Origin of the sequence: Methanoculleus oceani (assembly GCF_023702065.1) — an archaeon.
In the GTDB taxonomy this organism is placed as follows: Archaea; Halobacteriota; Methanomicrobia; order Methanomicrobiales; family Methanoculleaceae; genus Methanoculleus; species Methanoculleus oceani.
Map to the genome: position 1 here is coordinate 442,940 of NZ_QFDM01000003.1, position 13,451 is coordinate 456,390.

Annotated in this window: 12 protein-coding genes; 10 read left to right on the forward strand and 2 right to left on the reverse strand. The window is 63.7% G+C overall.

The window, feature by feature from the left end; all coding sequences use genetic code 11:
* Positions 1–265: 265 nt before the first annotated feature.
* The 5 genes from DIC75_RS11900 to purB all read left to right on the forward strand — a co-directional run bounded on the left by DIC75_RS11900 (position 266) and on the right by purB (position 5,346).
* A complete protein-coding gene (locus tag DIC75_RS11900) occupies positions 266–517 on the forward strand; it encodes a DUF5654 family protein (protein ID WP_250988254.1) in 252 nt (83 codons plus the stop codon).
* A gap of 59 nt (positions 518–576) precedes the next feature.
* Positions 577–1,626, forward strand: coding sequence for a magnesium/cobalt transporter CorA (gene corA / locus DIC75_RS11905; RefSeq protein WP_250988255.1), 1,050 nt, complete (start codon positions 577–579; stop codon positions 1,624–1,626).
* A gap of 124 nt (positions 1,627–1,750) precedes the next feature.
* Positions 1,751–2,734, forward strand: coding sequence for a mechanosensitive ion channel family protein (locus DIC75_RS11910; protein ID WP_250988256.1), 984 nt, complete (start codon positions 1,751–1,753; stop codon positions 2,732–2,734).
* Positions 2,735–2,912: 178 nt separating this feature from the next.
* The gene (gene corA / locus DIC75_RS11915; RefSeq protein ID WP_250988257.1) at positions 2,913–3,911 is read left to right on the forward strand and encodes a magnesium/cobalt transporter CorA; all 999 of its coding nucleotides are present in this window, start codon (positions 2,913–2,915) and stop codon (positions 3,909–3,911) included.
* A gap of 94 nt (positions 3,912–4,005) precedes the next feature.
* Positions 4,006–5,346 (forward strand): adenylosuccinate lyase, encoded by a 1,341-nt coding sequence (gene purB / locus DIC75_RS11920; RefSeq protein ID WP_250988258.1) that lies wholly within the window; start codon positions 4,006–4,008, stop codon positions 5,344–5,346.
* A gap of 45 nt (positions 5,347–5,391) precedes the next feature.
* Here the strand turns inward: purB and DIC75_RS11925 are convergent, their stop codons facing one another.
* Both DIC75_RS11925 and DIC75_RS11930 read right to left on the reverse strand, forming a co-directional pair.
* A complete protein-coding gene (locus DIC75_RS11925) occupies positions 5,392–5,667 on the reverse strand; it encodes a winged helix-turn-helix domain-containing protein (RefSeq protein WP_250988259.1) in 276 nt (91 codons plus the stop codon).
* Positions 5,664–6,311 carry a hypothetical protein gene (locus DIC75_RS11930; protein ID WP_250988260.1) on the reverse strand — a complete coding sequence of 216 codons (648 nt, stop codon included), beginning with the start codon at positions 6,309–6,311 and terminating at the stop codon, positions 5,664–5,666. Before DIC75_RS11930 ends, DIC75_RS11925 begins: the two co-directional genes overlap by 4 nt.
* A gap of 357 nt (positions 6,312–6,668) precedes the next feature.
* On the opposite strand from DIC75_RS11930, the gene DIC75_RS11935 reads away from it, so the two are divergent.
* From DIC75_RS11935 to DIC75_RS11955, 5 genes are read left to right on the forward strand one after another with little or no spacing between them, the layout of a single operon-like run.
* Positions 6,669–7,676, forward strand: coding sequence for an asparagine synthase C-terminal domain-containing protein (locus DIC75_RS11935; protein WP_352151817.1), 1,008 nt, complete (start codon positions 6,669–6,671; stop codon positions 7,674–7,676).
* On the forward strand, positions 7,666–7,935 hold the full coding sequence (gene gatC / locus DIC75_RS11940) for an Asp-tRNA(Asn)/Glu-tRNA(Gln) amidotransferase subunit GatC (RefSeq protein WP_250988261.1): 270 nt from the start codon (positions 7,666–7,668) through the stop codon (positions 7,933–7,935). The genes DIC75_RS11935 and gatC overlap by 11 nt, the downstream gene beginning before the upstream one ends.
* Positions 7,936–9,237, forward strand: coding sequence for an Asp-tRNA(Asn)/Glu-tRNA(Gln) amidotransferase subunit GatA (gene gatA, locus DIC75_RS11945; RefSeq protein WP_250988262.1), 1,302 nt, complete (start codon positions 7,936–7,938; stop codon positions 9,235–9,237).
* Complete coding sequence (gatB, locus tag DIC75_RS11950) at positions 9,234–10,649, forward strand: Asp-tRNA(Asn)/Glu-tRNA(Gln) amidotransferase subunit GatB (protein ID WP_250988263.1); 1,416 nt, start codon at positions 9,234–9,236, stop codon at positions 10,647–10,649. The genes gatA and gatB overlap by 4 nt, the downstream gene beginning before the upstream one ends.
* Positions 10,650–10,655: 6 nt before the next feature.
* Positions 10,656–13,451: a DNA topoisomerase I gene (locus DIC75_RS11955; protein ID WP_250988264.1), complete on the forward strand. Its 2,796-nt coding sequence runs from the start codon at positions 10,656–10,658 to the stop codon at positions 13,449–13,451.

Consider the following 13,451-nt stretch of genomic DNA (forward strand, 5'->3'; position numbering starts at 1 on the left):
GTGTCCGGGGCGAAAGTGAACGAGACCGGGAACGGGTCGGGCGCCGGTGGAAGCGAGGCCCCGGGGACCGGGGATCCCCTGACCATTGCCCGGGTGCTGCCTATGGCGCTTGCAGCGTTCATCCCCCACCGGGAGCCCCCATAGCGCGCATATGCTCCCGTCTCTCAGGAAAAAGACGGACTGAAAGTATCCAGTACGGCCTCGCCGGAGACGCGAACCAAAAGTTTTATATAACAACCCGCTCACCGCTCACCGGTGAGATTGTATGTCACTCAAGGCTGAGGTCATCGACAAGATATCGGCTCTTATCACGGCCGCATTCGGCCTGATCGCCGCTCTTGCATGGAACGGCGCCATTCAGGAACTTTTTGCACTTATTTTCGGAGATCAGAGTACGCTCGCTGCAATGTTCGTGTATGCTATCGTCGTGACGATCATCGCGGTGATCGCGGTCATCCTGATCGGCCGCGCCGCAGGGAGGGCGAAGGCAGAGGATGAGGCGGCGGCAAGACAGTGAGGGGCCAGAAAACCCCCTTTTCGGCAAATTTGCCCAGACAGGAACCTACCTGATCTCTAATGAGCCGGCATGACGACCAGCCAGAGGCCAGGGCAGGTGTGGACGAGTCGCCCGGCCCTGCCCGCGGGCGACCGGTCACCGTCACTGTCATCGAGTACGACGGGTCCCGCTTCAATGAGCAGACCTGCACCCGGCCCGGGGACCTTCGGGCACTCATCCTCCGCCCGACGGTCACCTGGATCAATGCCGACGGCGTCCACGATATCGGGATGGTCCAGGCGATCGGGGACGCCGTCGGGATCCACCCGCTGACCCTGGAGGACATCGCGAACACCCGCCAGCGGCCGAAGATCGAAGACTACCGCGACTACCTCTACGTTGCAGTCCGGATGCTCGCTCCCGACGGCGACGGTGAGTTCCGGAGCGAGCAGGTCAGCCTTGTGCTCGGGAGAGGTTACGTCGTATCCTTCCAGGAACAGCCGGGCGACGCCTTCGAGCACATCCGGGAGCGCCTGCGTGCAGGAGCCGGGCGGCTCCGGAGCGAGGGGGCGGATTACCTCTTCTACGCCCTGCTCGACGCGATTGTCGACGGTTACTTCTCCGTGATCGAGGTCTTCGGGGAGCGTATCGAAGCGGTCGAGGAGGAGGTGGTGGCAGAACCCGACCGCGAGACCCTGCAGGCGATCTACGCCTTAAAACGGTCCCTGGTTGCGCTCCGGCGGTCGGTCTGGCCGCTCCGCGACGTGGTGGCGGAACTCGAGCGGGGCGACTCGCCCCTGATCCGGGAACCGACACTCTTCTACCTCCGGGACGTCTACGACCACACCATAGAGGTTGCCGAGACGGTGGAGACCTACCGGGATACGATGTCCGGGATCCTCGACGTCTACCTCTCGAGCCAGAGCAGCCGGATGAACGAGATCATCAAGGTCCTCACCATCATCGCCACCATCTTCATCCCGCTCACCTTCATCGCCGGGGTCTACGGCATGAACTTTGCCTACATGCCGGAGATCAGACACCCCTGGGGTTACCCCGCGGCCCTCGCTTCGATGGCGGTCGTCGCGGCGATGATGCTTCTCTACTTCAGAAAGAAGGGGTGGATCTGATCCGCGGCCGGCACCCCCTCCCGCCGTAACCGGAATACCATTATATCCCGCTACGTCGAAGCCCGCGCCAACCTGCCGCGAGGAGAAGCGGGCCGTGTGCACCGCGGGCGGCAGGACGTGGAGCATGCAGGCGAACCGACGGCACCCGGAGGAGCAGGAAGAGAAGCGCGCAACGCGGAGGACCGTCGCCGTCATCGTGATCTCCGCCACCGCCACGGTCATATTCTTGCTCATGGCGCTCGCCTACCCGGACATCTACCTCGAGCGCGTCTTCTATACGTCCCTTACGATCAGCCTCGTCTACCTCTTCTTCTTCATCGTCGAATCCCTCACCATCCGGCGCATCAGGGACGAGCGGGAGCGTTACTCGTTTCGGAGAACGGTATCCATCCTGAAGCTCGTCGTTATCGCCGTCATTCTCCTCCGGGTCTGGATCGATACCAACTACATCTTCGTCGCCTACGGGATCGTCGGCGCCGGGATCGCCGTCGCGCTCCAGGACCTCTTCAAGAACTTCGTCGGCGGCATCCTGATCATCATCTCCCGCACCTACCAGATCGGTGACCGTATCGAGATCAGCGAGACGATGGGCGACGTGATCGACATCGGGATCCTCGAGACGAAGCTCCTGGAGATTCACGCCCGCGACGTGAAGGGCGACCAGGCGACGGGCAGGATCGCCGTCGTCCCGAACGGTGCCGTCCTCTCATCAAGGGTCTTCAACTACACGATGGACCACACCTTCGTCTGGGACGAGATCTCCATCCCCATCACCTACGGATCGGACTGGCGGCGGGCCGTCTCCCTCTTCCTCGATATCGTTCGCCAGGAGACCGCAGCGACGGCCGGACAGGCCGAGCAGGAGATCGAGAGGATCGGCGAGCGTTACTACCTGCCGAAGAGGGATGTGGAGCCGTCCGTCTACCTGACCCTCACCGACAACTGGATCACCTTCGATATCAGGTATGTGACCGATGTCCGGAGGAAACGGGCCACCAAGGATGACCTCTCCCGCAAACTCCTGGATGCGATCGAAGCGACCGACGGTATCGCCATCGCGACCGAAAACATCATCGTCTACGACGGCGGGCCGTTCAAAGACGCATGATTTGCCCGACAGCGATGCTTTAATACCATATGATGGCCCTTTGGGAGAAGATGGCTGCAGACCCATCAGGCGGACGTTCGAACGCGGCGGCGCCTGCCTGAACGCGGGATGCGGACCCTTGCCGGGTGCCTCGCCGGGAGGAGGCTGACATTCCGGCGCCGGCACCCAGGAGGCGGAGATGCGGCCGGAAAAGACCTGTGGGATACTCTCGATCCGGGTGATCGATTACACGGAAGACCGCCTCGAGGAGCACGAATGCATCGAGCTCACCGAGGCCTGGTCGTGGATCGGCCGGGAGACAGTCACCTGGATCGACGTCGTCGGGGTGCCGGAACACGACGAACTCGTGGTCCTCGGCAAACAGGCGGGGATCCACCCGCTCACGATGGAGGATATCACGGCCCCGGACCAGCGGCCGAAGGTGGAGGAGTTCGGGAGCTACGTCGCCGTCATCGCGAGGATGCTCTCGGAGAGAGACGGCAGGGTCGCAAGCGAGCAGGTCAGCCTGATCTTCGGGGAGAACTACGTCATAACGTTCCGGGAGCAGCCTTTCCAGGTCTTCGGACAGGTCAGGGAGCGGCTCAGGAACGAACTGAGCGTCATCCGGGGATCGGGGCCGGATTTTCTCGCCTACACGCTCCTCGACGCCATCGTGGGCGTCTACCTCGCCATCCTCGACGCAGTCGACGACCGGGTGGAAGACCTCCAGGGCAGGGTTCTGGCCTCCGCTGACCCGCTTGCCTTAAAACAGATCTACGAACTCAAGGAAGACCTCCTGACCATTCGGAGAGCGGCCGTCCCGGCACGCGAGGTTCTCGGGTCGCTCGCGAGCCGGGAGTTGAGCCTTGTCCGGAAGGAAACGATCCCGTACTTTCGGGATATATACGATCGGTGCATCCAGGCGGCAGAGGTTGCGGAGTATACCAGGGATACGCTCTCCGGCGTGATGGATCTCCATACCTCGAACCAGAACAACAGGCTCGCCGAGATCACGACGATCCTCACCATCGTCGCGAGCATCTTCATCCCCTTGAGCTTCATCACCGGGTTCTACGGGATGAATCTCATGAACATACCGCTCGAAGACTCACCCTGGGGATATCCTCTCGTCCTCCTCCTCATGCTGGGCGTCGCGGCCGCGATGCTCCTCTACTTCAGGAAGAAAGAGTGGATATGACGGCGAGCCCTGCGCTGCGAGGGAAGATCCCGGCCGAAGGGCGACCGTCCCGGCACCCCCTTTTTTGTAGCGAGAATGCCTACACTTCTCCATTATGGCAATCCATCCCATCGACTACCGGTACGGCACTTCGGAGATGCGTGCCGTCTGGAATGAGGAGAACCGGTTCCGGGCGATCGTCACGGCCGAAGTGGCGCTGGCCCGTGCCGAGGCCGTGCACGGGATGATTCCCCGCGAGGATGCGGAGACGATCGCAACCTGCGCGCCGGAGGCACGCCTCGAGCGGGCGAAGGAGATCGAGGCCGAGATCAACCACGATATGATGGCGGTCGTCAAGGCCGTCACCGAGGTCTGCGGGGATGCCGGGCGTTGGATTCACTACGGTGCGACCTCGAACGACATCCTGGATACCGCGACGGCCCTGCAGCTCCGCGACAGCCTCGCGCTCATTGAGGAGAAACTGGGCAAACTCCTCTGCGTGCTCCTCACCCGGAGCGCCGAGACGAAGACTCTCGTCTGCGCCGGCCGCACCCACGGGCAGATCGGCGTCCCGACGACCTACGGCCTCAGGTTCGCCATCTGGGCGAGCGAGGTCGCCCGCCACATGGAAAGGCTCCGCCAGATGCGTCCACGGGTCGTCGTCGGGCAGCTCACCGGTGCCGTAGGCACCCAGGCGGCGCTCGGCGATGCCGGTATCGAGATCCAGGAGACGATGATGGAGTTCCTCGGGATCCGGCCGGTGGACGTCTCGAACCAGCTCGTCTCCCGGGACCGCTACGCGGAGTACTTCATGCTCCTCGCGAACGTCGCGACCACGCTCGACAAGATCGGCCTTGAACTCCGGCTGATGCAGCGCTCGGAGATCGGGGAGCTTGCGGAGGCGTTCGGGAAGAATCAGGTCGGCTCGAGCACGATGCCCCACAAGAGAAACCCGATCAAGAGCGAGCAGGTCTGCGGCCTTGCGCGGATCGTGCGCTCCGCGGTCGAGCCGGCCCTGCAAAACAACGTCCTCTGGGACGAGCGCGACCTGACGAACTCCTCCCCCGAGCGGGTGCTCTTCCCCGAGGCGTCGGTGCTGACCGATCACATTCTCAACGTGATGATCGGCGTGATGGAAGGCCTCGAGTTCAACAGGGCAAACATCCGGAAGAACCTGATGCTTCTCAGAGGGGTAAATCTCGCCGAGTCGGTGATGATCGATCTCACCAGGCGCGGCATGAACCGGCAGGATGCCCACGAGGCGATGCGGACGGCGAGCATGCAGGCGCTCGCCGAAGACCGGGACCTCGCCGAGGTGCTCGGCGAGCGAGCCGGGGTCACGGCGTTCGTCACCCGCGAGGATCTCGACCGGCTCCTCGACCCGGACGCGTATGTCGGGACGGCCGTCAGGCAGGTGGAGCGCCTGGTCGAGAAACTCGCGCCGCTCTGCCGGTGAAGGGATTTCGGGCGGGGTGCGCCGCCGCATCCCGACCGGCGGCCCTCATAATTTGAACCGGGGAGGGGTATCGAAGAGTTTGCGATACAGCGAGCTGAAGAGTGCGGTGTACTCCCCGGCCCTCTCGGTGGAGACATACCGGATCTTATCTCCCTCAGCCGCTTCAACGAGATACTCTTTTTCCACGAGAAACGTAAGATACTCCTGGCCGGTCTTTGAGTTCAGGTCGCACCGGTTGATGATGCCGGTAAACGACTGCGGCGTTCTGCAGAAGACCAGGATCTCCCAGTAGATCTCAAACGCCGTCCTGCGCCCGCTCATCGCCGATCCAACTCCAGCGTTTCTTTCAGGAGAGCCTCGGACTCCTCGATCTCGTCAAGCCGCTCGTCCCAGACCCTTGCGAACCGGGAGAAGTAGTACGAGGAGGTAAGGCTGATGAGGGCGACCCCGAGCGTGAGGAGCATGAAAGGGATGACCAGGTAGTTGTTGAGGGTGAAGACGATACCGTCTGTTGAGACGGACAGGTGTTCCAGGCTGCCGAGGACCCCGAGGACAAATGAACTGACGCCGCCGAGCGTGCAGACCAGGATCATGGTGCGGATGGTTGCGCGGTTGTCGCGGTAGTGGGAGAGCATCCGTACGATGAGACGGGTGAGAGCCTCGTCCGTGACCTCTCCTTTCTCATCCAGGTCGTCCTTGATCGTCTCGATCCCTTCAAAGATCCTGACGCTGGTGAGAAGCCAGTAAAATCCCGTAAGAGCGGCAACAAGTGCGACGAACAGGATGACCGGGGAATAGATCACGTACAGCGCGGTAGAGAAGGTCTCGTACATGGAGACCGCCTGCCCGATGAGCACGCTGATGCCGAACGCCATCACAAGTGCGGCAAAGACGATGTTCGCGATGATAATAACATAGAAGTTCCGGATCTCACTTCTGAACCGGACGAGTGCTGATTCGTGCATGGAGGTATTCACCGGTCTATCTATCTATTCGCGTTCTGCAAATAAAGGGCATGAAACTAAGATACGTATTCTGCCCAGGTGCCGATACCGGCCTCCGCCACCCCCTGCTTGCAATGGTATGACCGATGAAGAGACGGAAACCCCGGATAGAGGAGAGCGTGATACCCCGGCAGCTGCCGCCTCCCGGTCGATTAGAGGGCGCAAACTCCGCTGAAATCGCCCGAATAGCCCGCATTTTGCGCCGGCAGGTGTACACACATTTATAGTTTAACAGTGCAAACACTTTCATTGATCCGCTTTTTGAGGGGGCCGGAGACCCCGGTCTCCTCATGGCAATAACCTGCCGGATTACAAAATATGCCGACCATGAACCTGAAGGGCTGGATGGAACGTGACGGGGTACTGCTCTCCCCTGCCGACGTGGAGCGGATGCTGAAAGACGGGCCGGAAGCCATTGCCCCATGCGGCGGTGAGTTCCTGCTTGTCTGGGACGACTGCATCGCCCGCGACGCCTTCGGCGTCATGCCCGGCCCGGTCCCGCCCGGGACCGTCTGTTGCGGGGGGCGGGAGGTGGCCCGGATAGCCCCCGACCCTTCACCCTGCACCCTCGAAGAGGCGATCGTCACCGCGGTCGGTCTCCGAAGCGACGAAGGCGTGGTGGCGTTCTCCGGCGGCGTGGACTCGGGCCTCATCGCCGGGCTTGCTCACCTTCCCTGCGTGACGGTGGGACTCCACGGGTCGCACGACATCGCGTGGGCGGAAAAAGCTGCCCGGATGATGGGGCTCGACCTCACGATCGTCTCCCCGGCCGAAGACGAGGTCGCGGAGGCCATCCGCCGGGTGGTCCGGGTGATCCCCGATCCGACAAACCCTGTCGAGGCATCGATCGCAACGACCCTCTCCTTTGTCGCCGCCTGGGCGGAGGAACACGGGCATACCCGGATCCTCGCCGGGCAGGGGGCGGACGAGCTCTTCGGCGGCTACGCGCGTTACCTCACCTCCCCGGACCTCGCGGCGGAACTCGAGCGGGACTTTGCAGACCTCAAACGCCAGGGGACACGGGACCAGGCGGTGGCGGCGCTTCATGGGGCATACTTCTCGACACCTTACCTCGACGCCCGGGTGGTGCGCGCCGCGCAGGCGATCCCGGCGAGAGAGAGGGTGCGCGGGGGGGTGAGAAAGCACCCCCTGCGGGTGGTCGCAGAACGTCACATTCCCGCAGAAATCGCCCGGGCCGAGAAGAAAGCAATGCAATACGGGAGCGGGATCTGGCGGACAATACAACGGCTTGCACGTCAAAACGGTTATAAAAAGTCGGTACAAGGGTACTTAACGGAGATCAGTAGGGCGGAACATGGTAACTGAGAGCGATATAGAGCATATAGCAGAACTTGCGGATATCGGCATATCGAAAGACGAGGTGCCGGAGTTCACCACCCAGTTCAACGCAATCCTCGACTACTTTGAGGTTCTCGACACCGTACAGGGCGAAAGCGCCCCGGCCGTCGGGATCACGAATGTCTTTAGGGACGACGAGCCCCGGCCCTGCCTCCCGCAGGAGGCGGCCCTCGCCAACGCAGGGTCGACCGAGGACGGGTTTATCAAGGCACCGAGGGTGATGTGAGTGGCGGGAACCCTCCAATTCTCGCCGGACGACCGGTACAACGCCTTCATCACCACCTGCCGTGAAGCGCCGTTTGGTGACGGGGCGCTCGCCGGCACCGCCGTCGCGGTCAAGGATAACATCTCGACGGCGGGTATCCGGACAACCTGCGCATCGAGGATCCTCGAGAGCTACGTCCCGCCGTACGACGCCCACGTCGTGGGACTCCTCCGAGAGAAGGGGGCCGCGATCGTCGGCAAGACCAATATGGACGAGTTCGGCATGGGCACCACCACCGAGACGAGCGCGTTCGGCCCCACCAGGAACCCGGCGGACCCGTCAAGGGTGCCCGGCGGATCGTCCGGCGGGAGCGCCGCCGCGGTTGCCGCGGGCCTCGTCCCGATGGCGCTCGGCACCGATACCGGCGGCTCGATCCGGTGCCCCGCGGCATTCTGCGGGATCGTGGGGCTCAAACCCACCTACGGCCGGGTCTCCCGCTACGGCCTCGTTGCCTACGCAAACTCCCTCGAGCAGATCGGGCCGATGGCACGGACGGTGGAGGATGTATCGAGGCTGATGTCGGTGATCGCGAGGTACGACCCCCACGACTCGACGATGCTCGATCGGCCGTACGACCACCAGCCCTCGGCAGAGATCAAAGGGCTCCGGGTAGGGATACCGGAGGAGTACTTCGGCGAAGGCGTGGACCCCCGTGTTGCCGGGACGGTCCGGGACGCCATCGGGGTCCTCGAGGAGCTCGGGGCCGAGACCGTCCCGGTGAGCATACCGGGGATGCGGCACGCGCTCGCGGCCTACTACGTCATCTGCACGAGCGAGGCCTCCTCGAACCTCGCGCGGTTCGACGGCGTCCGTTACGGCCCGGCGGTCGACACCAGGAAGTCATGGCACGAGGCCTACCAGGACCTGCGGCTGGAGTTGTTCGGCACCGAGGTCCGGCGCCGGATCATGCTCGGCACCTTCGCCCTCTCGGCGGGCTACGCCGGCAGGTACTACGCGAAGGCGCAGGTGGCACGCCGCAACATCAAGGAGGACTTCGAGCGGGCGTTTTGCGACGCAGACGTCATCGCCGGCCCGACGATGCCGACGGTGGCCTTCCGCCTCGGCGAGAAGACCGACCCGCTCTCGATGTACCTCTCGGACATCCTCACGGTGCCCGCGAACCTCGCCGGAATCCCGGCGATATCGGTCCCGTGCGGCAGGGTGGACGGCCTCCCCGTGGGCCTCCAGTTGATGGGAAGACAGTTCGAGGACGAGCGCGTCGTCGACGCTGCCTTTGCCTACGAGCAGGAGGTGAGGGCATGAAGACGATCGTCGGGCTCGAGATCCACGTCCAGCTCGCGACCAGAACGAAGCTCTTCTGCGGATGCTCGACGGACTACCGCGACGACGAGCCCAACACCCACTGCTGTCCGGTCTGTCTCGGCCTGCCCGGAGCGCTCCCGCGCCTGAACAGAAAGGCAGTCGAGTACGGCCTTAAGGTGGCAAAAGCCCTCGATATGAGGGTCCCGGAAGAGTCGGAGTTCGCCCGGAAGAACTACTTCTACCCCGACCTCCCGAAGGCCTACCAGATCACCCAGTACGACAAACCGCTCGCGGTCGAGGGGACGGTCGAGATCGAGGACGACGAAGGGCACGAAAAGATCGTCCGGATCACCCGGGTGCACCTCGAAGAGGACCCGGGAAGGCTCGTCCACGTCGCGGGCGCCTCGAAGTACTCGCTCGTCGACTATAACCGGTCGGGGATACCCCTCCTTGAGATCGTCACCGAACCGGATATGCGGTCTCCGCAGGAGGCCCGCCGGTTCCTCAACAAGCTCCGGACGATCCTCGAGTACCTCGGGGTCTTCGACGGCGACCGGGAGGGCTCCCTCCGCGTGGACGCAAACATATCGCTCGAGGGCTCCGAGCGGGTCGAGGTCAAGAACATCTCCTCCTACAAGGGCGTCGAGAAAGCCCTCACCTTCGAGGTGACCCGGCAGAAGAACCTGCTCCGGCGCGGGCAGACGGTGACGAGAGAGACCCGACACTTCATGGAAGGACGGGGTATCACCACCTCCGCCCGGGGCAAGGAGGAGGAGCACGACTACCGCTACTTCCCGGAGCCCGATCTGCGGCCGCTCCGGGTCGCGGACCGGGTGGCGGAGATCGACCTCCCCGAACTGCCCGTCGCCCGGAAGAACCGGTTCATGGCGCAGTACGGTATATCGCTCAACCACGCCCGGACCCTGACCGGCGACCCGAAACTCGCCGACTTCTTTGAGGCGGTCGCCGGCGTCGACCCGGTTCTCGCCGCCACCTGGGTGGCCGATACCCTGCTCGGGGAACTCAACTACCGCGACATGAGCATCGCCGCCGTCCCGGCCGACCGCATCGCGGAACTCCTCGACCTCCTCAAGTCCGAGACCATCACCGACAAAGCCGGCGTCCAGGTGCTCAGAGAGATGCTCGATGCTTGCGCCGCCGGCAAGCCCTGCGAACCTCCCGCCGTGATCGTGGAACGCGAGGGGCTCGCCAGGGCCACGGGTGGCGAGTTCACCCCGATCGTGCAGGCGGTGATCGCCGCGAACCCGCAGGCGGTGGAGGATTACCGGACCGGTAAGAAAGGAGCCCTGAACTTCCTCGTGGGGCAGGTGATGAAGGAGACCCGCGGCAGGGCGGACCCGCGGGAGCTCGGGCGAATCGTATCCGAGTGTCTCGATACAGGGGGGGTGTAACCCGCAGTGCATCTGATCATCGCAGAGAAGAACATATCGGCAAACCGGATCGCGCAGCTCCTCGCCGGCAACGAGAAGGTGAGGGCGACAAAGGATGGGAGCGTGTCCACCTACTCTTTCGATACGAAGACGGTGGTGGGCCTCAAGGGGCACGTGGTGGAGGTGGACTTCGAGCCCGGCTACACGAACTGGCGAAGCGAGGTCCACACCCCGAGAAGCCTCATCGATGCGGGGACCATCAAGAAGCCGACCGAGAAGAAGATTGTCAATATCATACAGAAACTTTCAAAAAAGGCGGACCTCGTCACCATCGCCACAGATTACGATACCGAAGGGGAGTTGATCGGGAAGGAGGCCTACGAACTCGTCCGTGCGGTGAATCCCGGGGTTAAGATCAACCGGGCCCGGTTCTCCGCGATAACCCCCGCGGAGATCCGGTCCGCGTTTGCAAACCTGACCGATCTCGACTTCGCGCTCGCGGCTGCCGGCGAGACCCGCCAAGCGGTCGACCTGATGTGGGGGGCGGCGCTGACCCGGTTCATCAGCCTCGCTGCCCGGCGGGGCGGCACGAACATCCTCTCCGTTGGCCGGGTCCAGAGTCCGACGCTTGCGATGATCGTCGACCGTGAACGCGAGATCGAGAACTTCGTTCCCCAGACCTACTGGATGCTCTCGCTTGCGACCGAGAAGGACGGAGTGCCGGTGGAGGCGCGGCATACCGCCGGGCGGTTCACCGACCACGAAGCGGCCCTCGCCGCGGAAGCGGGGACCAGAGAGCCGCTCGTGGTCACGGACGTGAAAGAGGGGCAGAAGAACGACCGGGCGCCGGCGCCGTTCGACACCACGACCTTCATCGTCGCGGCGAGCCGCCTGGGCCTCTCGGCGGCGAACGCGATGCGGATAGCCGAAGACCTCTACATGAACGGGTACATCTCCTACCCGAGGACAGACAACACGGTCTACCCGAAGTCGCTGAACCTGAACGGGATCCTCGAGACGCTCAAAGGAGGGGCGTTCGATAAGGACGTCGCCTGGGTGCAGCAGCACAGACGAGAGGTCCCGACCAGGGGCAAGAAGGAGAGCACCGATCACCCGCCGATCCACCCCGCGGGGGCAGCGAGTCGCGAGGCCCTCGGACAGGACCGGTGGAAGGTCTACGAGCTCATTGTCCGGCGATTCCTTGCGACCCTCTCCCCCGACGCGACGTGGGCGACCACCAAGTGCATCTTCGACGCGTCCGGCGAACCCTATACGGCCACGGGCGGCAGGCTCCTCTCCACCGGATGGCGCCGGGTCTACCCCTACTCGGAGGCGAAGGAGAATATCCTCCCGGTCTTCGCCAAGGGCGACCGCCTGCCGATCAAGAACGTGAACCTCGAAGAGAAGCAGACGCAGCCCCCGGCACGCTACTCCCAGAGCCGGCTCATCCAGGTGATGGAGGAGCTCGGCCTCGGCACGAAGAGCACCCGGCACGAGGTGATAGGGAAGCTCGTCTCCCGCCGCTACGTGGAGGGGAACCCGCTCCGCCCGACGCTCGTCGGGAGAGCCGTCACGGACGCGCTCGACAACCACGCGGAGACGATCACCGAGCCCGAGATGACCCGGACGCTTGAGGAGCACATGGAGCTCATCAAGCAGAGCCGACGCTCCCGCGACGACGTCGTCACCGAGTCCCGCGAGATGCTTCATAGGGTCTTTGACAAACTCGAAGCGCACGAGAAGGAGATCGGCGAGGAGATCATGGAGCAGACCGCCGAGGAGCACACCGTCGGCCCCTGCCCCGTCTGCGGCCACGATCTCCGGATCCGGCACATCGGCGTCTCCCAGTTCATCGGGTGTACCGGGTACCCGGAGTGCCGGTTCAACATCAGCCTGCCCGGCAGCACCTGGGGACGGGCGATCCGGGTCGAGGAGACCTGCGAGAAGCACAACCTCTCCCACGTCCGCCTGATCCGGAAGGGCTCTCGCCCGTGGGACATAGGCTGCCCGCTCTGCAGCCACATCGCCTCGAACGTCGAGGCGCTCCGGATGATGCCCTCGATGACCGACGACCTCATACAGCGCCTCCACGCGCACCATATCTACACGGTCTCCGAGATTGCAGGCATGCAGCCCGAGGAGCTCGCGAAGGCCGTCGGCGTCGACGCCGGGAAGGCCGGGCAGCTTGCCGGGGAGGCGGAGGATGCGCTCGAGGTCCTCCGCCGCCGTTCGGAACTCAGGAAGTTCGTCCGGAAGATCGTTCCCCCGAGGAAAGGCCGGAGTCACGCGAAGATCATCAGGAGTCTCCTCGAGCAGGGGATCGGGGATATCCATGCGCTCTCGCTGGCCGAGCCTGCGGCGCTCAAGAAAGCGGGCATCCCGGAGGCTGCCGGAACGGAACTCCTTGGGGCAGCCCGCGGGCTCTGCAACGAGCGCGCCCTCCGGGAGGCCGGGGTTCCCGCGGTCAGCCTGAAGAAGTACCAGGCCGGAGGCGTCGCAACCCCCGACGACTTCTGTTACCTCCCCATCCCCTACCTCTCAAGCAAAACCGGCATTAATCCGGAAACCGTACATAAACATGTGGACATGGTCTGCAGGCATCTCGGGCGCCCCACCCCGGCGAAAGTCTCCAGGGCGATGCTTGAGCGCGGGCAAAAGGAACTCCTGGAGATCCCCGGCATCGGCGAGGTGACCGTGGAGAGGCTCTACCTTGCAGGTATCTACGACGCTGCCACGCTTCGTGAAGCCGATCCGGAAGAGGTCTCCTCCATCACCGGCATCCCGAAGGCCAGGCTCCACGACTACATCGGCCATCTGAAGTGA